Below are 25,401 nucleotides of genomic sequence, written 5' to 3'. Positions count from 1 at the left end.
TAAGTAATTACGACTAACTCAACGTCCCCGCATGCACCCACCATTCGGGGTGCGCGACGGCGATCTCTGCGCCGGCGGCCTTCGCCTCGACCTCGCTGCCGTAGATCGCAAAGCATGTGGCGCCAGAGCCGGACATGCGTGCCAGCAGCACGCCTGAGCTCGCACGGAGAGCGTCGAGCACGGTGCCGATGATCGGCTGCACCTTCAAGGCTGGCGGCTCGAGATCGTTCTTCACCTGGTCGAGCGCGGCGCCCCAATGGGCGATGGTGGCACCGGCCTTCGGCCAGGACGGCGCCGTGAGAACATCCGTCACGCCGACCAGCAGATCGCCCGGCTTGAGGCCGAGCGCCTGGAACACGTCCTTGGTCGCCACCGGCACGCGCGGATTGATCATCACGCAGGGCAGGACGGGAAGCGCGAGCGGCTGCAGGTTCTCGCCGACGCCGGTCATGGTGCAGGCGCGCGAGGGCACGCAAACCGGCACGTCGGCGCCGGTCTTCAAGGCTACCGCAGTGAGGCGCGGGTCGTCCAGCGACAGGCCATTCAGCTTCGCCAGCAGCCGCAGCGCCGCTGCGGCATCGGCCGAGCCGCCGCCGATGCCGGCGGCGACCGGCAGCACCTTCTCCAGCGTGAAGGCGCCAAGCTTCAGGCCCGGAACGGCCTCCGCAAGCAGCCGCGCCGCCTTCAGCACCAGATTGTCCGTGGTCTCGCCGCAGGCCTCCGCGAGCGGCCCGGTTGTCGTCAGCCTCAGCTCCGGGCCCGGCACCAGCGTAAGCTGGTCCGCGCAGTCGGCGAAAGCAACGACGCTTTCGAGATCATGGTAGCCGTCGACCCTGCGGCCGACGACCCGCAGGGTCAGATTGACCTTGGCGCGCCCCTGCTCCTGCAGCGCACCGGTGACCGTGGACGCCAACATCGGCGCAATGCCCCCAGCATGTTCGGTGGCGGATCCGGTATCGCGCTCGGCCAGCGGCCGAAACGAACGTGGCCGGCACCGCCACACGCTTCATCAAAATCATCCGGGCTCCCCGGCAAGCCGAGGAGCCCGTGATGGCTCTCACCTCGTGATCAGGGCGACCTAGCCGCCCTTGCCGTCGTCCTTCTTGGCGTCGGACGGCGTGTCCTTGCTGTCGTTGCTCGCCGCGGCCGGCGCTGGATCGTCGGTCAGGCCGTTCTGGATCTTGGCCTCGATCTTCGGCAACTCCTCGGCCTCGGGCTTCAGGTCGCGGGCATGAGCCCACTGGAACTTGGCTTCCAGCTTGCGGCCGATCTTCCAATAGGCGTCGCCGAGATGGTCGTTGATGGTCGGATCCTCGGGCTTGAGGTCGATCGCGCGCTCGAGGTTCTTCACCGCCTCTTCGTAGTTGCCGATGCGGAAATAGGCCCAGCCGAGCGAATCGACGATGTAGCCGTCGTCCGGGCGCTGCTCGACCGCGCGCTTGATCATCTTCATGCCTTCGTCGAGATTGACGCCCTGGTCGATCCACGAATAGCCGAGATAGTTCAGCACGTGCGGCTGGTCGGGCTGCAGCTCGAGCGCCTTGCGCATGTCGGCCTCGGCCTTCGGCCACTGCTTGGAGCGCTCCAGACAGATACCGCGATAATAGTAATAGACGCTGTTGGCCTTGTCGTTGTTGGCGGGCAGCGAATCGACGCCGAGCGAATAGGTCTTGGCGCAATCGGCGAACTTCTTGCGGCCGCGCTCGATGTTGCCGAGCGCCATGATCGCCTCCAGGTCCTTCGGATCCTGGGCAATCACGTCCTTGAGGATCTTGATCGCCTCGTCGCTGCGGTCGGCGCTGTCGAGATCGGTCGCCAGCTGGATCTGCGCATTGCGCTTCAGCGGCGAGCTCGCCGGCACCCGCTCATAGACCTTGATCGCCATCTGCGGCTTCTTCACCGTCTCGTAGAGATCGGCGAGTGACAGCAGCGCCAGCGGATGATTCGGCTGCAGGTGCAGCGCGAGCTGCAGATAGACCAGCGCCAGATCCTCGCCGCCGCGGCGACTCAACGTGGCGCCGATGCCGTACAGCGCCTCGGCGGCGCCGGCCTGGGCCGAATCGACCAGCGGCGGCAGCTTCCTGCCGGCCTTGGTCTCGCGCAGTCCCTCCTGCACCAGCGGATGGCGCGCGAGCTTCTTGTCGAAGGCTTCATAGATCGCGGTCGCCGCCGCCGCATCCTTGTTGCGCGACAGCCAATGCGCATAGGCCTCGGTGATGCGCAGCATCGAATCGTCGAGCTTGTAGGCGCGCTCGAACCGCGTGCCGGCGTCCTTCTCCTTGCCGGCCAGCTCCAGGATCATGCCGGCATGAAGATCCTTGAACAGCGGATACCATTCGGGACCGGTCAGCTTGTCGATATTGGCGACGGCGGCCTTCGAATCGCCCGCGCCCGCCGCGGCCCACGCCGACAGCAAGGTGGCGACGAGATCGGTGATCGGCCCGCGCACCGACTGGTTGATGTTGGTCTGGGCGGCAGCGTATTTCTTCTGCTTGATGTCCTGCACGCCGACCACGAGACGCGCGATGCGGTTGGACTTGTCGATCGTGAGCACGCGCTCGGCCAGCTTCACGGCCTCGTCGATATCGCCATCGGCGACCGAGGAGATGAAGGCGCGGTCGAGCAGCTCGTTGTTCTTCGGGTCGCTGCGTAGCGCCGAGCGGTAGAACGCCGCCGCCGAGGCCGCGTCGCGCTCGACGCTGGCGTGGCGGGCCGCCAGATAGCTGCCCGACGTGGTGAGCGACTTCAGATCGACGCCGGTCGGAAATTTTGCGGCGTTGTCCGCAGGATGATCCGGCGTCTGGGCCAGGACGGCACCGGGGATCAGCAAGGCAGAAACGGCAATTGCGGTCCAGCGATTGCGAATTGACAACATCACGGTGCGCTCTGGTTGTTGGAAATGACGGATCGGTACGGACACGAACCCGATCGGCAGCTCTTCAAGGCGCCGACAATGCCGCGTTTGGCGGCCAACCGCAAGGATCTGCAGGATATTCGGGTCAGCCGGGAGCCCCTTTGGCGAAGGTGACCTGCGTCAAACCGCGCCAGTATGGCCGTATCGTGGCCGGCTGCCCTCCCCGGAGCAGCCGACTCACGCAATCGTGCGTTATACGAGGCTACATCGCCTCGTAGTTCGGCCCACCGCCGCCTTCCGGAGGAACCCAGGTGATGTTGCCGTTGGGATCCTTGACGTCGCAGGTCTTGCAGTGGACGCAGTTCTGCGCGTTGATCACGAAGCGCGGGCTGGTGCCCTCCTCGACCCATTCGTAGACGCCCGCCGGGCAATAGCGGTTGGACGGCCCGGCATAGACGTCGTGCTCGGAGCTCTTCTGCAGCGCCATGTCGGCGACCTTCAGATGCACCGGCTGGTCTTCCTCGTGATTGGTGTTCGACAGGAATACCGAGGACAGCCGGTCGAAGGTCAACTTACCGTCCGGCTTCATCGCCGGCTTCGGCTTGTGCGCCTTGGCGGGATCGAGCGTGGCGCGATCGGGCTTGACGTGCGACTGGGTGCCAAACAACGAGAAACCGAGCGTGTTGCACCACATGTCGAAGCCGCCGAGCGCGACGCCGAGCACCGTGCCGAACTTCGACCATAGCGGCTTGACGTTGCGAACCTTGAACAGATCCTCGCCGACTGGCGAGCCGCGCCAGGCGTTCTCGTAACTGACCAGCTCGTCATTGGCACGGCCGGATGCGAGCGCGGCATTGACGTGCTCGGCCGCGAGCATCGCGCTGCCCATCGCGTTGTGCACGCCCTTGATGCGCGGCACGTTGACGAAGCCCGCGGCGCAGCCGATCAGCGCGCCGCCGGCGAACGACAGCCGCGGCACCGACTGGTAGCCGCCCTCGGTGATCGCGCGCGCGCCGTAGGCTAGCCGCTTGCCACCCTCTAACACGCCGCGGATCGAGGGATGGGTCTTGAAGCGCTGGAATTCCTCGAACGGCGACAGATAAGGATCATCGTAGTTCAGGTGGACGACGAAGCCGACCGCAACGAGGTTGTCGTCGTAGTGATACAGGAACGAGCCGCCGCCGGTCTTCATGTCGAGCGGCCAGCCGAACGAGTGCTGGATCAGGCCCTTCTGGTGCTTGGCCGGATCGATCTGCCAGACTTCCTTGAGGCCGATGCCGAACTTCGCCGGCTCGCTCTTGGCGTCCAATGCGAACTTCGAAATCAGCTGCTTGGACAGGCTGCCGCGCGCGCCCTCGGCGAACAGCGTGTACTTGCCGAGCAGCTCCATGCCGCGCGTGAACGAGGCTTTCGGCTTGCCGTCCTTGCCGATGCCCATGTCGCCGGTGGCGATGCCGCGCACCGCGCCCTGCTCGTCATACAGCACCTCGGTGGCCGCGAAGCCCGGATAGATCTCGACGCCGAGCGCCTCGGCCTTGCGCGACAGCCAGCGGCAGACATTTCCGAGCGAGCCGATGTAGCAATGATGGTTGTCCATCAAGGGCGGCATCGCGAAGCCCGGCAGCGAGATCGCGCTGCTCTCGGTCATCCAGAAGAACTTGTCGACCTTGACCTGGGTCTTCAGCGGGCAATCCTCGTCCGACCGCCAGTCGGGGATGAGCTTGTCCAGCGCCGCCGGATCGATCACCGCACCAGACAAAATGTGCGCGCCGACCTCGGAGCCCTTCTCGACCACGACGATGTTGAGGTCGGCATTGAGCTGCTTCAGCCGGATCGCGGCAGTCAGGCCCGAGGGGCCGGCGCCCACGATGACGACGTCGAACTCCATGGATTCGCGCGGAGGTAACTCTTCGGTGCTCATGTCTCTCAATCTCAGGCCCGGCCGGTGCAGTGGATTTGACCTTTGCATCCCCCTGGCGCGTGCAAAGGTCAAACCCGGAGCTGCAACAGCAACAATGACTTAACTAGAGTTCCTGGAGGCGCCGGCGGTTCGCTGATGGGCTGGTCCTGAGGGGGAGCGAACGCTGGCGCCGGAACACTAGGGCGTTCCGTCCCTTTTTTGGGTTATTCCAAGCTCTTGTTTCCGATTTTTCGGGGCAGGACAACCACCGAAATGCATTCCGCCATGCGCCGAGGCGGCGTACATTGTTGCCACGATCGATCATGATGACCCCCGAGCCCCTCCCCGACGTCCGCCAACTGCTCGCCTTCTATCTGGAGGCCGGGGTCGATTGCGCCTTGGCCGACGAGCCGATCAACCGGCTGGTGGAGCCTGAGGCCGCATCCCCTGCCGCTCCTGCCGCCCGTCCGGCGGCGGCGCCGCAAGCCGGCCGGCTATCCGCGCCGGCGATCATTGCGCCGCGCGGCGAACCGCCGCCTCCGCCGGAAGCGGCCGTCGCCTCGGCCCGCGAGGCGGCGCTGACAGCGCCGACCCTGGAGGCGCTGCGCGAGCTCCTGGAGACTTTCGACGGTTGCGCACTGAAGCAGACGGCGTCGCGACTGGTGTTCGCCGACGGCAATCCGCAGGCGCGCATCATGCTGGTCGGCGAGGCGCCCGGCCGCGACGAGGACATCGAGGGCCTGCCATTCGTCGGCCGCTCCGGCAAGCTGCTGGACCGCATGATCGGCGCGATCGGGCTCGACCGCAGCAAGGTCTACATCGCCAACGTCATTCCCTGGCGCCCGCCCGGCAACCGGACGCCGACGCCGCAGGAGACGCAGATCTGCCTGCCGTTCATCCGCCGCCAGATCGAGCTGGTCGATCCCGACGTGCTGGTGACGCTCGGCAACCCGTCGACGCAGGCGCTGCTCGGCACCACCGAGGGCATCATGCGCACGCGCGGCAAATGGCGCGACTACGACACCGGCAAGCGCACCATCCGCGCGATCGCCACCTTCCATCCGGCCTATCTGTTGCGCTCGCCGTCCTACAAGCGGCTGTCATGGCAGGATTTGCGCGCGATCGCGAAGGTGATGGCGGTCTGAGCCGAACTCCCTCCGCGTCATTGCGAGCGAAGCGAAGCAATCCAGAATCCCGCCCAAGCCTCTGGATTGCTTCGTCGCTTCGCTCCTCGCAATGACGGCTTATGGAAAGCGCTACGGTCCCTTCGGCCGCACGATGGCCCAGCCGATGCGCAGCACCGGCTGGCGGCCATTGATCAGCCAGTCGAAGCTGCGCGGCACCTCCGGCACCAGCCCAGGAAAGCGCTGGGCGATCTCCGGCGGTGGGGTGCCGACCGTGTCGGAGGCGCGCCATACCACGACGCCGCCACTCTCGGCGAATTTGGCCAGCGTGACCCAGGGCGTCCGCTGCGGGGTGGCATCGAGGAACAGATGCGCGCGGCGGCGGCCGAGCGCGACCAGGCTGGCGAGCTGCGGATCGCCGGCGACCGCCTGGAGCGGCTGGTTGGTACGGCGCTCAAAACTCTCGACGAAGAAACGGGAGATGTCGCGGGCCGGCATCGCCGTCGCGACCTCGCGGTCGCCGAGCAACGGCAGCACCACAGCGCTGCCCGCCGCGAGGATGGCGGGCGCGGCGATCGCAACCGCCCAGACCAGGCGCAGCAGCCGCTGCCGCCGCAGATAGATCAGATCACCCGACGCGACCACCAGGGCAAGGCCGACCATGGTCAGGGTCACGGCAGTGCCGCCGAACACGGTCGAGAGGCCGAACAGGCCGGCGATCAGACTGCCGGCCAGCGCCGGTGCAATCGCGAAGCAATAGACGAAGTCGCGCGCGAGCGGCGGCACCGAGCGGCGATAGATGATCGGCGCATCGGTCTCGCCGCGATTGATCCAGCCGGCGTCGAGCAGCACCAGCAGCAGCACGGCCGAGATCGCCAGCAGCAGCCCCCCCGCCAGCGCGAGCCAATGCCAGGCGCGCACCGAGAGCTCGGCGAGAATGGGCAGCGCTGGTAAGCCGACACTGTCGGAGCGCAGCACGAAAATGAGATAAGGCAGCGCCAGCGCCACCACCACGAGCAGCGCGAACAGCGGATCGAACGAGCGCAGCACGCGGCGGCCCTGCGCGGTCGAGACCACGAAGCCCGCGATCAGCAGCAGCAGGCCGGTGGCGGCCGGCGTGGTCAGCAGCAGCAGGCCGGCCTCGATCGACCAGGCAAACCAGGCGTTGCGCCGGCCCTCGCCGAGAATCCGCCAGCTATGCAGCAGCAGCAGCGCCCAGAGCGGACGCGCCAGCACCTCCGGACCGAATTCCAGCGTGGGCGCACCGAACGCGGTGATGGTCATGGTCAGCAGCACGGCAAGCACCGCCTGCTGGCCGCCGACGATCGCCGCCGCCAGGAGATACATCACCCACAGACTGAGCGCCGAGCACAGCACGGCCAGCACGTAGACGCCGAGCAGATGATTGCCGGCAAGGCGATAGGCGACGTCCGACAGCCAGAACGACAGCGGCGGCCCGAGATCGGTGCCGACCTGGTACTCGCGTCCGAACGCGATGGTGGTGGCAAGCTGGCCGGGCGGGCTGCGATAGAACAGCATTGCCACGCCGAGCCACATCAGGGCCTGGCACAGCACCACGATGACGACGACCAGCCGCGGCCTTGCGCGGATCAGTTCGACAACCAGGGACGTGAAACGCATGAACGGCTGGATCGCTTGGCTGAATCGCTGAGGACGTCGAGGAGGCCGGCAGGACCGTCGCTCATCCGCAGCAGCCTCGCTGTCCGACGCCCGCAATCGATACCGCACGATCGGGGCGCACAACACCGCCCCTGCTGCGAGGAGTGACACTTCGTGCTGGCTGGCTGACCAAAACTATTAAGACCGCGGCGACCGCGAGGCAACCTGCATCAGACCCCGACCGAGATTTCGGTGGATGTCACCACGGTCACCTCGGCAAACAAATCCGGCTCCGGGACGTCGGTCCACGGCTGGTGCTTGCGCCGTGCGGCCACGACGGGTGCGAACAGGCTGCGATGATGCACCGACGGTCCGAGCCGGTCCAGCGCAGCGAGGTGCTCCGGCACGGCATACCCCTTGTGCTGCTCGAAGCCGTAGCCGGGGCAATCCTGCGCCAGCGCGCACATCAGCCGGTCGCGCGTGACCTTGGCGACGATCGAGGCGGCCGCAATCGACATCACCAGGCCATCGCCGCCGATCACCGCCTCGCAGCCGCAATCGACGTCGATGCGGTCGCGGCCGTCGACGAAGACGTGCTTCGGCGCCTCGGGCAACGCCCTCACGGCGCGCGACAGCGCCCACAGCGAGGCCCGCAGGATGTTGTCGCGATCGATTCGCGCCGGCGAGGCGACAGCCACCGCGAACGCCGACGTCTTGCAGATCTTGTCGAACAGCGCCTCGCGCTGCTCCGCGCTCAGCCGCTTGGAGTCATCGAGGCCTTTCGGGATGCGCGCGGGATCGAGAATCACGGCCGCGGCGACCACCGGACCGGCCAGCGGCCCCCGTCCCGCCTCGTCGCAACCGGCGACCGGCCAGATGCCCTGCTTGAGCAGCGCTCGCTCCCGCCGGAAGCTCGGCGGCGCCACCGCGATGACGCCCTTGCCGAGCTTGGCGGCCGACCTGCCGGCAGCATTCGTGGCAACAGGCTTGGTTGCGGCCTTTGCAGGTGCGCTCTTCGCCACGGCGCCGCTCGTCGCCTTCGCCCTGCCCGGCTTTTTCGACTGATCGCGAATCATGGCCGGCATGGTGCGGAACGGCCTGCGGCGGCGCAACCCCGAACGGACCTCATTCCCCGCTATTCGCCCCTTGCCGGCGACCGACTACGACGGCAGATGCACTCGATCATCCTCGCCGACATCAATCCCCGGCGCGATCACCACTTCCCAGACATGACCGTCCGGATCGGAGAAATAGCCGCTGTAACCGCCATAGTCGGTTCGTTGCGCCGGCTTCAGCAGCATCGCGCCTTTCTCCACCGCCGACGCGAGCGCCGCATCGACCTCGGCCTCCGAGCGGCAGTTCCATGCCAGCGTCACGCCGCGGAACGCCTGGGGGCGCGGTGCGTCCGGCACGCCCGCATCATCGGCGAGCGCGCCCCACGGGTACAGCGCCAGCACCGTCCCGCCGGTCTCGAAGAATGCCACGGCCTCTCCGGTCGCGCGGAATTTTCGGGCGAAGCCGAGCGACGTATAGAAGGCGATGCTCCGCCGCATCTCGGATACACCGAGTGTGATGACGGTGAACCGCGGAACGCTCGCTTGTGCGCTCATCAACTGCTCTCCGCACGCTTCAGAACAGGCTGAGTTGCTGCCCGCCGCCCTTCGGCCGGACGAAATGATCGGTCGTCAACTTGGTCCGGCGCTTGTTCAGGCCGAGCTTTTCGCAGGCGATCTCGAAGCGGCGGCCGATCATCCAGGCCATCGGGCCTGTCCCCTTCATTCGCGTGCCCCATTGCGAGTCGTAATCGCGGCCGCCGCGCATGTCGCGGATCAGGGTGAAGACGTGGCGGTAGCGGTCGGGATAATGCTCGAGCAGCCATTCGCGGAACAGGTCGCGCACCTCCAGCGGAAGGCGCAGCAGCACATAGGCCGCCTCCTTGACGCCGGCATGGGCGGCGGCATCGAGGATGCGCTCGATCTCGCTGTCGTTCAGCGCCGGGATCACCGGCGCCACCATCACCGTGGTCGGAATGCCGGCCCTGGACAGCGCCTGCAGCGCCTCCAGCCGTTTCGACGGCGTCGAGGCCCGCGGCTCCATGGTGCGCGCCAGCTTCGGATCCAGCGTGGTCACGGAGATCGCGACCTTCGCCAGGTTCCTCTTGGCCATCCGCGCCAGGATGTCGGCATCACGCATCACCAGCGCCGACTTGGTCACGATCCCGACGGGATGGCCAACCTTTTCCAGCACCTCGAGGATGCCGCGCATGATCTTCCGCTCGCGCTCGATCGGCTGATAGGGATCGGTGTTGGTTCCGATCGCGATCATCCGCGGCTCGTAGCCGCTGGCCGCGAGCTCCTTTTCCAGGAGCGCGGGCGCATCCGGCTTCACGAACAGCTTGGATTCAAAATCAAGACCAGGCGACAGCCCGAGAAACGCATGGGTCGGCCGCGCGAAGCAGTAGACACAGCCGTGCTCGCAGCCGCGATACGGGTTGATCGAGCGATCGAAACCGATGTCCGGCGAGTCGTTGCGGGTGATGACCTTGCGCGAGGTATCGGTCGCGACCGTGGTCTTGAATGGCGGCAAATCCTCGAGACTCTGCCAGCCATCGTCGAAGACGACGCGAGCCTCCGCTTCGTAGCGGCCGCTCGCATTGGATTGTGCACCCCGGCCGCGGCGCCGGCCCCGTTCGATGGCGACCGCGAGTTCGGGGAAGTCGTTTTCCGGGCCAGATGAAGGCGCGCCCACCGGCTCGGAGGGCACCGGGACCGGCGGGCGCTTGAGGGCATGTGAAGATGCTCGGCTCATGGCCAAGACATAGCACACAAAAAGAACAATACAAGAACAAAAAAGAACAATGTCTCGGAACGGTTCTGGAGCCACGCAAGGCCAACCATCACATTCCCGTTCTATCCTTCGCAGCGCACTGGAACGGAATGGTGCGGCGTTACTCTAATGCACTTCCCGCAAGCGCGAAGCGGACGGCAAGCGAGGTTCCATGAACATCACGTCTTCCCATCAGACCAAAACGGCCGACGATCTCGACCTGCTCGATCGCTATTGGCGCGCGGCGAACTATCTCTCGGTCGGGCAGATCTATCTGCTGGACAACCCGCTGCTGCGCGAGCCGTTGAAAGCGGAGCACGTCAAGCCGCGCCTGCTCGGCCACTGGGGGACGACGCCCGGACTGAATTTCATCTACGCCCATCTCAATCGCGCCATCCAGGCGCAGGATCTCGACGTCATCTACGTGTGCGGTCCCGGCCATGGCGGCCCCGGCATGGTCGCCAACACCTATCTCGAAGGCAGCTACAGCGAGATCTATCCGGACATCACGCGCGATGCCGATGGCCTGCGCAAGCTGTTCCGGCAGTTCTCCTTCCCCGGCGGCATTCCGAGCCATGCCGCGCCCGAGACGCCGGGCTCGATCCATGAAGGCGGCGAGCTCGGCTACGCCCTGGTCCACGCCTATGGTGCGGCGTTCGACAACCCCGATCTGATCGTGGCCTGCGTGGTCGGCGACGGCGAAGCCGAGACCGGGCCCCTCGCCGCATCCTGGCATTCGAACAAGTTCCTGAACCCGGCCCATGACGGCGCGGTGCTGCCGATTTTGCATCTCAACGGCTACAAGATCGCCAATCCGACCGTGCTCGGCCGCATGGGCGATGCCGAGATCAAATGCCTGTTCGAAGGTTACGGCTACGAGCCGCTGTTCGTCGAAGGCGCGGAGCCGAAGGCGATGCATCGCCAGATGGCGGACGCGCTCGATGTCGCGCTCGCGAGCATCCGCTCGATCCAGCAGAATGCGCGTCAGCCGGATGCAACGATCCAACGGCCGCGCTGGCCGATGATCGTGCTGCGCAGCCCGAAGGGCTGGACCGGGCCGAAGGAGGTCGACGGCCTCAAGGTCGAAGGCTTCTGGCGCGCCCATCAGGTGCCGATCACCAATCCGCGCGGCAAGCCCGAGCATCTCGCGCTGCTCGAAGCGTGGATGAAAAGCTACGAGCCGGAAACGCTGTTCGACGCCCACGGCCGGCTCGTGCCGGAGCTGCAGGCACTGGCGCCGAAGGGCACGCGTTGCATGGGCGCCAACCTGCATGCCAATGGCGGTCTGCTCAAGCGCGAGCTCAGGCTCCCAGACTACCAGCATTTTGCGGTCGAGGTGTCCTCTCCGGGCCAGACCATGGCTGAAGCCACGCGCGAGCTCGGCAAGTTCCTGCGCGACGTGATCACGCTGAATGCAGAGACACGCAACTTCCGCATCATGGGCCCGGACGAGACCGCCTCGAACCGGCTCGATGCCGTATTCGAGGTCACCGAGCGGGTGTGGATGGAAGGCATCGAGCCCTACGATGTCCACCTCGCCCATGACGGCCGCGTGATGGAGGTACTGAGCGAGCATCTCTGCCAGGGCTGGCTGGAGGGCTATCTGCTCACCGGCCGCCACGGCCTGTTCTCCTGCTACGAGGCTTTCATCCACATCGTCGATTCGATGTTCAACCAGCACGCCAAATGGCTGAAGGTGTCACGCGAGCTGCCGTGGCGGCGCCCGATCGCGTCGCTGAACTATCTCCTGACCTCGCATGTCTGGCGGCAGGACCATAACGGCTTCAGCCATCAGGACCCCGGCTTCGTCGACCTCGTCGCCAACAAGAAGGCGGACATCGTCCGCATCTACTTCCCGCCGGATGCCAACACGCTGTTGTGGATCGCGGACCACTGCCTGCGCACCTACGACCGCATCAACGTCATCGTTGCCGGCAAGCAGCCGGCGCCGCAATGGCTGTCGATGCAGGAGGCGGCGACGCATTGCGACGCCGGCATCGGCATCTGGTCTTGGGCCGGCACCGAGCCCGCCGACGAGGAGCCCGACGTGGTGATGGCCTGCGCCGGAGATGTCCCGACCCTGGAGACGCTCGCAGCCGTCGACCTGCTGCGCAAGGAATTGCCCGACCTGAAGATCCGCGTGGTCAACGTCGTCGATCTCATGACCCTGCAGCCGAAGCAGGACCATCCGCACGGCCTCAGCGACCGCGACTTCGACAGCCTGTTCACCACCAACAAGCCGGTGATCTTCGCCTATCACGGCTATCCGTATCTGATCCATCGCCTCACCTACAGCCGCACCAACCATGCCGGCATGCATGTGCGCGGCTTCATCGAGGAAGGCACCACGACGACTCCGTTCGACATGGTCGTGCTCAACGAGCTCGACCGTTTCCACCTCGCCATCGAGGCGATCGAACGCGTGCCCGGCCTCAGCGTGTCGGCGGCCCATGTGAAGCAGAAATTCCGCGATGCGCTGATCGAGCATGCCCGCTACATCCGCGCGCATGGCGAGGACATGCCGGCGATCCGCGACTGGGTGTGGCCGAACAGCGCCGGCGGCACCACGCCGACGCAGGCAGGCGACTGAGCCAGTCAAGCGCGAGCTTCAGCAACACGGCACCTTGAAATAGCACCGTTCGGGCGCAGCCCCGAACGGCGCGGCCAGGTGCGTGCTGCAAAATTCCGCAGCGCAGCGGGCTGATTTGGCTATGACAAGATGATAACAGTCATGCCGGAGGCGCGACAGATAGCGATGCCAGTTTCATGCTGAGCGTGATCATTCCGACCGAAGGTGTCGAGCAGACCGCCGTGGCCACCCTGTCCGCGCTGGTGCCGGGCGCCGCGGCCGGTGTCGTCACCGAGGTGCTGCTGGTCGATCGCTCGCCCGATTCCAGCGTGATCGAGCGGGTCGCGGACGTCGCCGGCTGCCACTTCATGAAGTTCGAGGGCTCCCAGGCCGCGGCCCTGGCTGCAGGGGCCGCCAGCGCGCGTGCGCCCTGGCTGATGTTTCTGCCCGCCGGCGCGATGCTCGATCCCGGCTGGATCGATGAAACCATGCAGTTCGTCCAGAGCGTCGCCACCACCGGCCGGCCGCGCGCTGGCGTCTTCCGCTATGCCCGATCTCCCTATGCCGCAATCAGCCTGCGCGACCGGCTGCGCGCGGTTGCGCGGGTCCTGGTCGGGCCGCTCGGCGACCAGGGTCTCCTGATCGCCAGGGATCACTACCGGCAGCTCGGCGGATACAAGCCCGACCACAAGCGCGCCGAAACGCGGCTGCTGCGTCAGCTCGGCCGTTCCTCGCGGACGATGCTGCGCAGCCGGATCGTGATGGTGTAGCGGCACGACAATACTTGCCAAAGTCAATCAATTGGTTGACAATGGCAAATATTGGAGGTGCCCCATGAATTCCGCCCCAGCCGACGGCCAGGTCGCCGCCATCCGCGCGTTCAACCGTTTCTACACGAGGAAGCTCGGCGCGCTGGACCAGCATCTGCTCGACAGTCCGTTTTCTCTGGCCGAGGCGCGTGTGCTCTATGAACTCGCACAGTACGACGCCATCTCGGCCAAGGAGATCGGTCTCTCGCTCGGCCTCGATGCCGGCTATCTCAGCCGCATCGTCCAGAGCTTCGACGAGCAGGGGCTGATCACCCGCACGCCTTTGCCAACCGATCGCAGGCAGCAGCAGCTCGGCCTGACCGCAAGAGGCCGGCAGGCCTATGCCAAGCTCGACCGCAGCTCGCAGAAGGAGATCGCGGCCATGCTGGCGCCGCTGGCGCCATCCGTGCGCGACCGGCTGGTCGGTGCAATGACGACGATCGAGACCGCCCTGGAGCCGCAGCAGCCGGGCCGCTCCCCAGTGCTGCTGCGCAGCCATCGCCCGGGCGACATCGGCTGGGTGGTTTCACGGCACGGCGCCGTCTACGCCGAGGAATATGGTTGGGACGTCTCGTTCGAGGCGTTGGTCGCCGAGATCGGCGCACAGTTCATCAGGAGCTACGACCCGGCGCGCGAGCACTGCTGGATCGCCGAGCTTGCGGGCGAGCCGGTCGGCTCGATCTTCCTGGTCAAGGGCAGCGACGAGGTCGCCAAGCTGCGGCTGCTGCTGGTCGAGAAGAAGGCCCGCGGTCTCGGCGTCGGCCGGGCCCTGACCGAACAATGCATCCGCTTCGCGCGCGAGAAGAACTACAGGACGATCGAGCTGTGGACGCAAAGCATTCTCACCGCCGCGCGCGACATCTATGCCCGCGCCGGGTTTCGCAAGATCGCCGAGGAGCCGCACGCCATGTTCGGCGTCCCGCTGACCGGCGAGACATGGCGGCTCGAGTTGTAGCCGGGCGGCTCGTGCAGCAACCGCCGGTAGGCCGAGATCACCTCCACAACAGGCTGCGCATGCCGATTGCGAAGTTCCCGCGCGCCGGTACTATCCCGCCAAACAGGGCGGGAGCAGTGATGGAATCGATGGTGCGATCGAAGCTTGCGGCGCTTGTCGCGCTCGCGGGCCTGTTTGGGGTCGAGGCCGGGACGGCGGCTCGCGCCGCGCCCAAAGGGCGCGCAACGGTCGCGATTACGCGCACGACGGACTTCCTCTATCTGGCGGCTCCAGCGGCGATCGAGATCAACGGCGCCAAGGTGGCGAGCCTTGGCCGCGGCGAGAGCTACAGCGGCTCGATTGCGCCCGGCGCCACCACGATCACAGTGTCGACATGGTCCTCGCCGGGCTCGTCGAACATTCGTTTCACCGCCGTGCCTGGCAAGACCTACCGGATGGTCGTGGGACCGCGCGGCCAGAATTTCGCGGCCAGCATGATGGGCGGCCTCATTGGCGCGGCCATCGAAGGCGGCGGCGCTTTCGAGATCGTACCCACGAAGTGAGACGCGCAATGGACGCGCGCCGCGTCGTCGTCCCGTGGCCCTATGCCGTCGCGCCCTGCGCCTTGGGCCGGCGCAGATGCTCGTCGAGCCGCGGCATGATCTCGACGAAGTTGCAGGGTCGCGTGCGGTAGTCGAGCTGGGCGGCGAGGATGCCGTCCCAGCCGTCACGGCAGGCCCCCGGTGATCCCGGCAGGCAGAAGATGTATGTCGCGCCGGCGACGCCGGCCGTGGCCCGGCTCTGGATCGTCGACGTCCCGATCTTGGCGTGGCTCAGCATGTGGAAGGCGATCGAGAAGCCGTCCATGCGCTTCTCGAACAGCGGCTCGATCGCTTCCGGCGTGACGTCACGGCCGGTGAAGCCGGTGCCGCCGGTGGTGATGACGACGTCGACGCCGGGATCGGCGATCCACGACTTCACCACCGCGCGAATCTTCTCGACGTCGTCGGTGACGATCTCGCGCGCCGCGAGCCTATGGCCGGCAGCGGTCAGGCGGTCACTCAGGGTGGTACCGGACTTGTCGTCGGCAAGCGAACGCGTGTCGGACACCGTCAGCACGGCGATGTTGAGGGGAATGAAGCTCTTGCTCTCGTCGATCGCCATCATCGCGTCTCCCTACAGCGAACTGGCGCTGAACGTATTGCAGGCCTGCACCGTGCCCTGCTGGTAGCCGATCATGAACCAGCGTTTGCGCTGCGCGGCGGAGCCATGGGTGAACGAATCCGGCACCACGCGTCCGGTCGCCTTCCGCTGCAAGGTGTCGTCGCCGATCGCCGAGGCCGTCGTCAGCGCGGCGTCGATGTCGCCCTCCTCGAGGAAGCCCGGACGCTTCTTGGCCTCGCGATTGACCCAGACCCCGGACAGGCAGTCGGCCTGCAGTTCGACCTTGACCTGCAGCGCGTTGGCTTCGGCCTTGTTGTCCGACTGCTGCTGCATCCGCGTCACGCGCGGCAGGATGCCGAGCAGGTTCTGGATGTGGTGCCCGGCCTCGTGCGCAATGATGTAGGCCGCGGTGAACTTGCAGGCGCTGCCCGAGCAGCCCCGGAAGCGCGTCTCGACCTCGCGGAAGAAGTTGGTGTCGAGGAAGATCTGCCGGTCCGGCGGACAGTAGAACGGCCCCATCGCCGACTGCGCCATGCCGCAGCGGCCGCCATTGGTGCTGTTGCGAAACAGCACGATCTTGGGCCCGGTGTAATTCTGGCCGCTGGCCTGGAAGATCTCGCTCCAGCGGTCGTCGATCTCGCCGAGCACGCCGGCGATCATGTCGCCCATCTCGTCCTTCGGCGCGCCGGTCTTGCCGGGCGAGCGCCGATCGGCCTGCTGGGTCGGTGCGCCGCCGTGGCTGAGCATCTCAGCGCCGCCGATCAGGATGCGCGGATCAATGCCGAAGGCGTAGCCGATCAGGCCGAGAACGATGATGGTGCCGATGCCCAGCCCGCCGCCGCCGATCGGCAGACCCATACCACCGCCCATCCCGCCGCCTTCGTCGCGACGGTCATCGATGTCGTCGCTGCGACGGAAATCATCGTAACGCATGGGCGGCCTTTCCTCACGATTCTTGCGCGGCTCTGCGCGAAATGCCTAACGCGGCAAACAGGTAAAATTTCCACTGTGTTAATCAATAACCCGGCCGGCAAATTTTGCCTAGCGCCGCCGAAAAAACCGGCCCGCGCCGAACCTCGATCGGCTGCGCTCGCGCGCGACCGGCGCGAAAAACCCATCGCAATCGGCGTCTTGCGCAGAGACCATCGTGTATCGACGAACGGAATTCGTCGCCGGTGCGCGTGATGAATGCGTGCGCATCGATGCGAATAATTTTCCGGGTTAAGTCCATTTTTACTTTGCCGGGTCAATGTGTGGGCAGTCGGTTGTTAGGTCCCGCGTCGCCGACAGCGTCGCCTGAGTCAGAGTTCTTGAGTCATGGTAGAGTCGCGTCGCGGGGCGTCTGCAAGGGCGCCCCGCACTAAATTTCAGACCCTCGAAGAGCAACGAATCATCGTCGGCGACTGCGTCGCCGAGATGTCGAAACTGCCAGGCGCATCGGTCGACCTGGTGTTTGCAGATCCTCCCTACAATCTGCAGCTCAAGGGTGAGCTCAAGCGTCCCGACGAATCGCAGGTCGATGCGGTCGACGACGATTGGGACAAGTTCTCCTCGTTCTCCGCCTATGACGACTTCACGCGCGCCTGGCTGCTCGCCGCGCGCCGCCTGATGAAGCCGAGCGCGACGATCTGGGTGATCGGCTCCTATCACAACATCTTCCGCGTCGGCGCGATCATGCAGGATCTCGGCTTCTGGATCCTCAACGATATCGTCTGGCGCAAGTCCAACCCGATGCCGAACTTCCGCGGCCGCCGCTTCACCAACGCGCACGAGACCATGATCTGGGCCGCGCGGGACGAGAAGGCGAAGGGCTACACGTTCAACTACGAAGTGCTGAAGGCCGCCAACGAGGACGTCCAGGCGCGCTCGGACTGGCTGATTCCGCTGTGCACGGGCGAGGAACGGCTGAAGGACGGCGACGGCAAGAAGATCCATCCGACGCAGAAGCCGGAAGGCCTGCTGGCGCGGGTGCTGCTGTCATCCTCGAAACCCGGCGATCTGGTGATCGATCCGTTCAACGGCACCGGCACGACCGGAGCCGTGGCAAAACGCCTCGGCCGCCGCTACATCGGCTTCGAGCGCGACAAGGTCTATGCGAAGGCGGCAGAGCGGCGCATCGCCGCGGTCGAGCCGCTGCCGGAGGCAACGCTCGCACCGTTCATGACGGCGCGCGAAGCGCCGCGCGTCGCCTTCTCGGAGCTGATCGAACGCGGCATGATCGCGCCCGGCACCAAGCTCGTCGACTCCAAGCGCCGCCACGGCGCGCTGGTGCGCGCCGATGGGGCCATCATGCTGGGTGACAAGGTCGGCTCGATCCACCGCATCGGCGCGGTGGCGCAAGGCCTGCCGGCCTGTAACGGCTGGACCTTCTGGCATGTCGAGACCAAGGGCGGCCTCAGGCTGATCGACGAATTGCGCGCCGAGATCCGCTCCGAGATGTCCGCCGCCTGACGCTCAGGAATTCCGGCGTTCCTGTCCGGAATAGCGCGCCAGCAGGTCTTCGACCTCGTACTGCTCATCGTAGCGAGCGTCGTCGCGCGGCACGACCGAGACCTGCGCTGTCGACTGCGACGATTTACCCCGGCGTCCCGCCAGCGCCGGATAGTAGCTGTCCACCGGCGGCAGGTGCATGCGATCGAGCTCGGGCTCCGCCGGCCAACGCGTGACGCGCCGGGCGGCCACCGGCTCGATGCGAAGCTGCCGCCTGCTCCGGGCGCGCGCAAACAGCACGCTGATCGAGAAGCCCGCGATCGCGACTGCGCCCAGGAAAGCAAACATCCGCGTCTTGGACGCATCATCCCCGGACATGCCGATCGTCACGGCCGGCGACGCATCCGCAGCGGCCAGCGCCGGCGTCGCGGGAGCAGCCGCTTCCGCGGCGTTGGTGTCGCTGGCGGCCGCGAGCGTGTAGGATGACGCGCGGGGCGCGGCGGGCTGCGCCGCGGCCTGCAGCGTGCCGGACTGGTCGGGCCAACGCGTCGCAACAGCAGATTCGTTCACAGCCGCGCCGACCGGGTCGGGCGCAGCCGCCGCCGGCGCTGACACCACGGGCGCCGGCGCGACGACCGGCGCAGGCGCGGCCGGAAATGCAGCAGCCGACGGAAAGACAGACGCCGCCACGGTCGGTGTCGAGGACACGACCTTCACCTCATCGGCGGCGTCCTTGGACGACGATTGGATCTCGGCACGTGCATTTGCCGCGGTCGACGAGAGCTGAGCCCGTTCCTTCTGCGAGGCGAGCTTGCGCGTGACCAGCGACGCGCCCTTCGCTTCGCGATCGTCGTCGCGCAGATACCAGCACTGCTTCTTGGTCGCGCGATCGATGCGATAGAACCAGTGCTTCCCCGCCGGCGTCCCCGCAGGCTTTGCAAGGCATTCGTCTGCAGCCGATGCCGGTGTAAACTCGATTGTCGTCGCAGCCGCTCCCGCCAGCACGGCGACAGCAACGCACGGCAACAAACTCGTCGTTCGATTCGTCATCAGACCTCCGACGATTCAACGCGCCCCCGCTGCGCCGTTTCGGCGATGACTTCGTTCGGAATAAGGCTGCGGAGGTTCCATTTGTCGAAACAATGTTAGAACAGCGGTGTCCTTTGGATGCGTTCTAATATTTTCGGGCTGTTTTGTCGCAGCAACAGTGGGAATAGTCGATGATCTGTCTCCCGTCGTGCGTTGTCGCGCTCATGTGCAACACGCGGATGTGAGAAAACCCAAGACTGCAATCATGAATGCCAATCACCGCGACGCGCAAAGCCGACCTTGATGCGCGTGCGACTCATTTGATCTTCGTCAATGCCTTCTCGACGACTTCGCGCGTGTACGGCTTCTGAATCACCGGCATGTCGGACAGCTCCGCCGGAATCGGCGCACGCTCGCCATAGCCGGTCGCGAACATGAAGGGCACACCGAGTTCCTTCAGCCGGTGCCCGACAGGCAGGCTGCTTTCCGCGCCGAGGTTGATGTCGAGCAGTGCGAAGCTCGGCACCGCGCGCTCGATCGACTTCAGCGCCTGACTGACAGACGCCGCGGTGTCGATGTGCCGCGCTCCCAGCTCGAGCAGAATCACTTCGGCGCCCATCGCGATGATCAGATTGTCCTCGACGATCAGCACCGTACCGGACAGGCGCGGCGTGTCCTCTTCCTTGCGCTGGTGCCTGGAGGGTGCCCCCGTCATCGCCGGCACCATCTGGACGAAATTGGCAGGGATCACGAAGCGCGCCTGCACGCCGAGCAGGTCGAAGCGGATCTCGGCGTCGCCCTTGAGGTCGAACGGCACCGAACGCTCGATGATGGTGGTGCCGAAGCCGCGCCGCGACGGCGGCTGCACCGGCGGCCCGCCGCTCTCCTTCCAGTCGATGACCAGGCTCGCCCCGGGATCGAGCCGCCAGATCACCTGCACCTGTCCTGTGGAGTCGGCGAGCGCGCCGTATTTCGCTGAGTTGGTCATCATCTCGTGCACGACGAGCGCGAGCGTTGCGAACGCCTTGGGGTCGAGCGCGACCTCAGGACCTTCCATGCGCACCCGTCCGGCCCTTGAGCCGAGATAGGCGCCAGCCTCCGATTCGAGCAGGTGGCGGAGCGCGACCGGGGCCCAATTCAGGTTGGTGATCTGGTCGTGCGCCCGCGCCAACGCCTGGATGCGGCCGCCGAGCACGGACGCGAACTCCTCCACCGAGGTCGCCGTGTCCTTGCTCTGCGCGACGAGGCCGCGCACGAGACTGAGGATGTTGCGGACGCGATGATTGAGCTCGGCGATCATCAGCTCCTGCCGCTCCTGCGCGCCGCGGCGCTCGCGCGCGGCGAGCTCGGAGAGTTGCAGGATCACTTCGAGCAGCGTGACGCGCAGGCTCTCGGCGATGCGCAAATCCGCCGCCGTCCACGGCTTCGACTGGCCGGCCACCGTCTGCTGCCACAGCTCGAAGCTCTTGCGCGGCGTCAGGCGGGAACCGTTCGGGCCCTCGGCATAGCTCTTGTTCGGATCGCCCGCCCAGTTGACCGCGCGCAGCACCTCGCGGCGGAAGAAGATCAGGCAGTCGCGCGGCGTGCGCGAGATCGGAATGGCGAGGAAGCCGGCGGCGCGATCGCGAAATGCCTCGCCCGCCGCGTACACCTTGGCAATCTCGGCGCTGGCGCAGATGCGGCCGGGGGAGGTCCGGTTGATGAAGCCGATGAGGTCCTGCACCTCCTCTTCGGTCGGCGTCTCGCCGTCGAGCGTGATCTCGTCATCGGACCACACGGCGATGCCGTCGCACTCGATCATCTGGCGATAGTCGGCGACGAACTCCAGGATCGCGCGCTTGCTGTGGGCCTGCGCGGCCGCGCGCTCGATCAGCCGCTCCTGGATCTGATGCGCGCGCGTCTCGTAGGCGATCTCGGTCTCGCGCTCGCGCGCCTCGAGCAGCCAGGAGTACATCTGACCGAACAGCTCGGCCGCAGTGCGCTTCTCGAACGACAGGTGATGCGGCGCATAATGATGGCAGGCGAACAGGCCCCACAGCTTGCCTTCGCGCAGAATCGAGACCGACATCGACGCGGCGACGCCCATGTTGCGGAGATACTCGATGTGAATGGGGGAGACCGCGCGCAGCACGCTCATCGACAGGTCGAGCAGTCCGGCATTGTGCGTCGGCGTCGACAGCAGCGGCGCCGGCGCGGCGTTGATGTCGGCGATGATCCGCAGCCAGTTACGCTGATAGAGCTGCCGCGCCTGCTTGGGAATGTCCGAGGCCGGATAATGCAGCCCGAGGAACGGCTCCAGGCCGGAGCCCGCGACCTCGGCGATCACCTCACCCGCGCCGTCGGGATGAAACCGATACACCATCACCCGGTCGAAGCCGGTCAGCAGCTTGAGCTGGCGCGCCGCCTCCTGCGCCAGGTCCATCATCCCCGCCGTCTTGCGGATGCGGCCGAGCATCAACCGCACCAGCTCGCCGGAATTGATGCCGGGCTCGATCAGACTGGGCTCGGCCTCGACGACGAGATACGCACCGGAAAAGTGGATGGCGAGATCGAAAAGCTTGCCACGGCCCTGCAGATCGACGCCGAACACGCGCTCGACCGCATCGGGGCCGCTGAGATAGTCGACCCTGGCGCGGATCGCGGCCGCGGCCGCCTCCGAGAGCACGGCGTCGAGCGGCCGCTGCAGCAGCCAGCCGATATCGCCGCCGAGAAAATCCGGCGCGTTCTCCGAGGCCATGCATATGGTGAAGTCCGACACCAGCGCCAGCAGGAAGCCAAACGGCTGAACCGTCCCGGGAACATGGATCGGCTCGCGATCGCAATTGGTGAGGTTGACCGGCTCGTTCATGCTGCTGCCATCGCCTTCGCAAACATCGCGAACGCTTCGCGTGCACTCACGATCATCCTGACTTCCTCGTCGGCCGTCGTCCGCGCTTGCGCGAGTTGCGACAGGAAGCTGCTCCACAAGCCCTGCCGCGCGCCATGGCCGAGATAGCGCGTCGCGCGTCTCACCCGCGGATCGGCGGAGGCCGCGACCATGCGCAGCAGATAGGCTGCGCCGAGCCGAGATCCCTCGAGTACGTAGAGCGTGCCGAATACGCCCGCACGGTCGAGCGAGAGTGCGGGAAGGTCCATCGGAATCGGCACGGCACCGAAATCCGCGAGATCGCTGGCGATCGCCTGCGATCGTCGGCGCTGCGGCCAGTCCTCGATCAGATCATCCACCCCGGCCTGATCGAGCGCCGCCTCCAACGGCAGCAGCGCGGCTGCGCTGGCCTGCAGGAACCGGCAATAATGAGCCGTCGTGGTGAGATCGAAATGAACGAGCCCCTCATCCAGCGCGCGGTGCGCCGAGGCCGTTGCCGCCTTCAGTCTCTCACGGATGCCCTCGGTGCCGGTCGCGCGCAAACGGTCATCTGAAACGGCAGCCGGCAACATCAAGGGGTCCCAGAAAAGGAGATCGGTCGCAGGCGCGCCACGGCCTCCTGCAACGTCGATGGCCGGAGCTGGGTTCCGGCTTCGCGCGGCTATTTTTTCCGCTCTCCCGATGCGCCATGCTGGCGGGCGCTGTTCCGACGCCATGGCTCTCGAGGATGGCCGTCAGCCCGCCAGCTCGGCCAGCGCCTTCTTGACGGCCGGCCGCCCGGACATGCGGCCAAAATGGTCGGCGACCTTCGGGAAGGCGTTGATGTCGACGCCGTCGCCTTCGAGCCATTGCGCGATCGTGAACAGATAGGGATCGCAGATCGTGTACTGCTCGCCCATCACCCACGGGCCGCGCAGCATCTTCTGCTCGACCAGCGCGAAGCAGGCGCCCATCGTCTCCGGCACCTTCTTCTTCATGTCGGCGAAGGAGGACTCTTCGGTGGCCCAGCGATAGCCCCGCATCTTGTGCGCGTGGGCGATGTGGACCGTCGAGCAGAGATAGCTGTTGAAGGACTGCACCTCGGCAAAGGCGAAGACGTCGTCGAGCGGCGCAAGCCGCGCTTCCGGAAAGCGCTGCGCGATATAGGCGAGCATCGCCGGCGTCTCGGTCAGAACGCCCTGCTCCGTCACCAGCGCCGGAACGCGCCCCTTGGGATTGATCGCGAGATAGTCCGGGCTGTTCTGCTGGTTGGTCTTGAAGCTGAGCTTCTCGGCGACGTAGTCGGCGCCGGTCTCGGCCAGCGCGATGTGTGAAGCGAGCGCGCAGGTGCCCGGCGCGACATAGAGCTTGAGCATGGTGATCCCTGACAGATGATATCCGACCCTATCTGCACCGGTCCGGACCGTCCACCCCTGGCCGCCCGCGTGCGCCGTCATGGGCGATCTGCATTCTGCGGGCCGCGTGCTCGACCCGCACGGATCCGGACACGACCCATGCCGATCGATGGCGATGCGACGACAGACATCCCGATGAAGGACATGAGCTCACCCTCTCGCGGCGCGCCGCGCCCGAGGTGTTGCCGAGAAGGACCCTCGCAACTGAGGAGGGCGCAGGGAATGCCGGGCGCTGGCCGCAACCCATGGCCCGCCTGCAGAAAGATAAGCAGGCGGCAGTCACCACAGGTCCAGCCGGTCATCCGGCATTCCCTGCGCGATGGGCTTCCGTTTTATACGTGATCTCCCCGGGGACCGGCTGTCTTGCCCCCGTCACCGGCGGATCATCATCACCGCCCGCTTGGCATCAGCATCGGGATGCCAGGACCACACGATTTCAACGTCCGCGAAAGACCTCGCACCCGCGCCACGCCGGCAAGCCGCCGCAGCTCTGCACGAGGCCGGTCGACGTCGCTCGTCCTGACGACGCCGTCGCAGCCACCGCATCCCGCCCCGCGTGTCGTGACGACGCGTACGCCCCTCCTGCCGGGACGGAACGGCGTGGATAAGACACCTGATTTGGGGGTGGAGTCAAGCAATATTCTGAAAAACGGAAGCTGCGATTCGGAACGAAACCGGACGACAGATCGGGATGACGACCACGGTCGGCGCATTCTGCACGCCGAATGCGATCAGCACCGACCTGCAGGACGCATCCGTCTCGTCGGTACTGCTCGCTACGGCAAGTTTTATGCACTGAAGATCATCTAGCCAGCCTTCGCAAGCGAGAAGGCCGTGGAGCTAAAGTGAATTCGTAATCATCGAATCACTTTCGACCACGAGGAGGCGAGGATGATGTATAGCGGGATTGATCTGCATTCCAACAACAGCGTTGTCGCGATCATCGACGATGCCGATAGTCGCGTAATCGTCTCATGCCGTCGGCGCCGGCGGACCGAGCGCGGTCTCGATCAGCAGCGTGTCGCAATATTCGATCCATTCTACGATGCGGCCGTTCTCCAGGCGAAGGACGTTGCAATAGCTGTTGTTGTAAACCTTGCCGTCGCTCGTCGTATTGCGGCCACGCGCCTCGACCACGACGCGGTCAGCCTCGGCCGTCAGCCGGATCGGGATGGTGGTGATGCGGCCGAGCCGCGCCCGCAGCGGCGCGAACAACTCGGCGAGAACGACCGCCTTGCCGTCATAGCTGCGCGACCAGGATCCGCTGCCCATGATGACGAAGCGGAAATCATCCGCAAGATGCGCGAGCAGCGGCTGCGCATTGCTCTTCGCCAGCTCGTCGAACACATGCTGCACGATCCGCTTGTTGTCATGACCCGTGGCTTCTACGGCGCTCATCGGCAAACTCTCCTTGAATTCGGTCATTGTCGCATCAACCGGTCTGCTTGAGCGCAGCCGGAAACGGTCCCAGCACCGCTTCCGTCAGCGCCGAGTCGCAATATTCGCGGATCTCGACGATGCGCCCCTCGTGCAGCCGAAAGATCAGGCAATAGTCGTTGTTGTAAGGGCGCCCGGATCTAGTGCGCATCTCGCCCTTGCCCTCGATCACGACGAGGTCGTCCTCCGCCATGAAACGCAGCGGAACGGTGCGGCGTCCCTCCGCCAGCAGGCTGTTGAGATGGCCATGGAGATTGCGCAGCAGCGCGTCCTTGCCCCTGATCGTCTGCGACCACGAATATTGTCCCGTGATCACCATCGTAACGTCGTCGGCAATGGCCGCGACATAGGCCGCGCGGTCGCCGGCGGCGGCCTTGGTGAGCAGCTCTTGCATCAATCGCTTGTTGGCGCTGGCGGTCATGACATCTGTCTCCCGATCTCCTCT

The 25,401-nt window shown here is 66.0% G+C and carries 21 protein-coding genes; 6 read left to right on the top strand and 15 right to left on the bottom strand.

The features are described from left to right. Window positions 1-13: 13 nt before the first annotated feature. The 3 genes from ACQR1E_RS15590 to ACQR1E_RS15580 form a co-directional block, all read right to left on the bottom strand. Complete coding sequence (locus ACQR1E_RS15590; RefSeq protein ID WP_315826965.1) at window positions 14-916, bottom strand: 4-(cytidine 5'-diphospho)-2-C-methyl-D-erythritol kinase; 903 nt, start codon at window positions 914-916, stop codon at window positions 14-16. 162 nt (window positions 917-1,078) lie between these two features. Further along, window positions 1,079-2,875 (bottom strand): tetratricopeptide repeat protein, encoded by a 1,797-nt coding sequence (locus tag ACQR1E_RS15585; RefSeq protein WP_315717245.1) that lies wholly within the window; start codon window positions 2,873-2,875, stop codon window positions 1,079-1,081. A 241-nt stretch (window positions 2,876-3,116) separates the two neighbouring features. Next, window positions 3,117-4,775, bottom strand: a complete 1,659-nt coding sequence (locus ACQR1E_RS15580) for an electron transfer flavoprotein-ubiquinone oxidoreductase (protein WP_316188118.1) — start codon at window positions 4,773-4,775, stop codon at window positions 3,117-3,119. 305 nt (window positions 4,776-5,080) lie between these two features. On the opposite strand from ACQR1E_RS15580, the gene ACQR1E_RS15575 reads away from it, so the two are divergent. Beyond that, entirely contained in the window at window positions 5,081-5,899 is an 819-nt protein-coding gene (locus ACQR1E_RS15575) for a uracil-DNA glycosylase (protein WP_316167476.1), read from the top strand. A 111-nt stretch (window positions 5,900-6,010) separates the two neighbouring features. Here ACQR1E_RS15575 and ACQR1E_RS15570 read toward each other — a convergent pair whose 3' ends face one another. The 4 genes from ACQR1E_RS15570 to ACQR1E_RS15555 all read right to left on the bottom strand — a co-directional run bounded on the left by ACQR1E_RS15570 (window position 6,011) and on the right by ACQR1E_RS15555 (window position 10,306). Next, the gene (locus tag ACQR1E_RS15570; protein ID WP_316171365.1) at window positions 6,011-7,519 is read right to left on the bottom strand and encodes a glycosyltransferase family 39 protein; all 1,509 of its coding nucleotides are present in this window, start codon (window positions 7,517-7,519) and stop codon (window positions 6,011-6,013) included. A 209-nt stretch (window positions 7,520-7,728) separates the two neighbouring features. After that, on the bottom strand, window positions 7,729-8,583 hold the full coding sequence (locus tag ACQR1E_RS15565; RefSeq protein WP_315826968.1) for a ribonuclease HII: 855 nt from the start codon (window positions 8,581-8,583) through the stop codon (window positions 7,729-7,731). A 75-nt stretch (window positions 8,584-8,658) separates the two neighbouring features. Next, complete coding sequence (locus tag ACQR1E_RS15560) at window positions 8,659-9,108, bottom strand: VOC family protein (protein WP_315826969.1); 450 nt, start codon at window positions 9,106-9,108, stop codon at window positions 8,659-8,661. Window positions 9,109-9,127: 19 nt separating this feature from the next. Then, window positions 9,128-10,306: a PA0069 family radical SAM protein gene (locus ACQR1E_RS15555; protein ID WP_315717250.1), complete on the bottom strand. Its 1,179-nt coding sequence runs from the start codon at window positions 10,304-10,306 to the stop codon at window positions 9,128-9,130. A 190-nt stretch (window positions 10,307-10,496) separates the two neighbouring features. Here ACQR1E_RS15555 and ACQR1E_RS15550 point away from each other — a divergent pair, with 190 nt between their 5' ends. The 4 genes from ACQR1E_RS15550 to ACQR1E_RS15535 all read left to right on the top strand — a co-directional run bounded on the left by ACQR1E_RS15550 (window position 10,497) and on the right by ACQR1E_RS15535 (window position 15,199). After that, window positions 10,497-12,914, top strand: coding sequence for a phosphoketolase family protein (locus tag ACQR1E_RS15550; protein WP_316171364.1), 2,418 nt, complete (start codon window positions 10,497-10,499; stop codon window positions 12,912-12,914). Between the two features lie 176 nt (window positions 12,915-13,090). Next, on the top strand, window positions 13,091-13,663 hold the full coding sequence (locus ACQR1E_RS15545) for a glycosyl transferase (RefSeq protein WP_315717252.1): 573 nt from the start codon (window positions 13,091-13,093) through the stop codon (window positions 13,661-13,663). Window positions 13,664-13,727: 64 nt separating this feature from the next. Then, on the top strand, window positions 13,728-14,657 hold the full coding sequence (locus tag ACQR1E_RS15540; protein WP_315717253.1) for a bifunctional helix-turn-helix transcriptional regulator/GNAT family N-acetyltransferase: 930 nt from the start codon (window positions 13,728-13,730) through the stop codon (window positions 14,655-14,657). A 119-nt stretch (window positions 14,658-14,776) separates the two neighbouring features. Continuing rightward, window positions 14,777-15,199, top strand: a complete 423-nt coding sequence (locus ACQR1E_RS15535; protein ID WP_316171363.1) for a hypothetical protein — start codon at window positions 14,777-14,779, stop codon at window positions 15,197-15,199. A 40-nt stretch (window positions 15,200-15,239) separates the two neighbouring features. Here ACQR1E_RS15535 and moaB read toward each other — a convergent pair whose 3' ends face one another. Together moaB and ypfJ are read right to left on the bottom strand one after the other, a co-directional pair. Then, window positions 15,240-15,803, bottom strand: a complete 564-nt coding sequence (gene moaB / locus ACQR1E_RS15530) for a molybdenum cofactor biosynthesis protein B (protein WP_315739947.1) — start codon at window positions 15,801-15,803, stop codon at window positions 15,240-15,242. Between the two features lie 9 nt (window positions 15,804-15,812). Further along, a complete protein-coding gene (gene ypfJ / locus ACQR1E_RS15525) occupies window positions 15,813-16,733 on the bottom strand; it encodes a KPN_02809 family neutral zinc metallopeptidase (RefSeq protein ID WP_315717256.1) in 921 nt (306 codons plus the stop codon). Window positions 16,734-17,117: 384 nt separating this feature from the next. Here ypfJ and ACQR1E_RS15520 point away from each other — a divergent pair, with 384 nt between their 5' ends. Then, a complete protein-coding gene (locus tag ACQR1E_RS15520; protein WP_315717257.1) occupies window positions 17,118-18,251 on the top strand; it encodes a site-specific DNA-methyltransferase in 1,134 nt (377 codons plus the stop codon). Window positions 18,252-18,254: 3 nt separating this feature from the next. Here ACQR1E_RS15520 and ACQR1E_RS15515 read toward each other — a convergent pair whose 3' ends face one another. The 6 genes from ACQR1E_RS15515 to ACQR1E_RS15490 all read right to left on the bottom strand — a co-directional run bounded on the left by ACQR1E_RS15515 (window position 18,255) and on the right by ACQR1E_RS15490 (window position 25,377). Next, complete coding sequence (locus ACQR1E_RS15515; protein ID WP_434897249.1) at window positions 18,255-19,280, bottom strand: hypothetical protein; 1,026 nt, start codon at window positions 19,278-19,280, stop codon at window positions 18,255-18,257. A gap of 295 nt (window positions 19,281-19,575) precedes the next feature. Then, on the bottom strand, window positions 19,576-22,107 hold the full coding sequence (locus ACQR1E_RS15510; protein ID WP_434897248.1) for an HWE histidine kinase domain-containing protein: 2,532 nt from the start codon (window positions 22,105-22,107) through the stop codon (window positions 19,576-19,578). After that, window positions 22,104-22,697 carry a biliverdin-producing heme oxygenase gene (locus tag ACQR1E_RS15505; protein WP_316175812.1) on the bottom strand — a complete coding sequence of 198 codons (594 nt, stop codon included), beginning with the start codon at window positions 22,695-22,697 and terminating at the stop codon, window positions 22,104-22,106. Before ACQR1E_RS15505 ends, ACQR1E_RS15510 begins: the two co-directional genes overlap by 4 nt. A 162-nt stretch (window positions 22,698-22,859) precedes the next feature. Then, on the bottom strand, window positions 22,860-23,480 hold the full coding sequence (locus ACQR1E_RS15500; protein ID WP_434897247.1) for a glutathione S-transferase family protein: 621 nt from the start codon (window positions 23,478-23,480) through the stop codon (window positions 22,860-22,862). Window positions 23,481-24,491: 1,011 nt separating this feature from the next. Further along, on the bottom strand, window positions 24,492-24,917 hold the full coding sequence (locus ACQR1E_RS15495; RefSeq protein ID WP_315750417.1) for a nuclear transport factor 2 family protein: 426 nt from the start codon (window positions 24,915-24,917) through the stop codon (window positions 24,492-24,494). A gap of 34 nt (window positions 24,918-24,951) precedes the next feature. Further along, on the bottom strand, window positions 24,952-25,377 hold the full coding sequence (locus tag ACQR1E_RS15490; RefSeq protein WP_315750416.1) for a nuclear transport factor 2 family protein: 426 nt from the start codon (window positions 25,375-25,377) through the stop codon (window positions 24,952-24,954). Between the last annotated feature and the right edge of the window lie 24 nt (window positions 25,378-25,401).

It is taken from the genome of Bradyrhizobium sp. HKCCYLRH1030 (assembly GCF_051168395.1).
Lineage (GTDB): Bacteria > Pseudomonadota > Alphaproteobacteria > Rhizobiales > Xanthobacteraceae > Bradyrhizobium.
The sequence above is the reverse complement of the archived record's forward strand: the minus strand, read 5'-3'. Positions and strand labels throughout refer to the sequence as shown.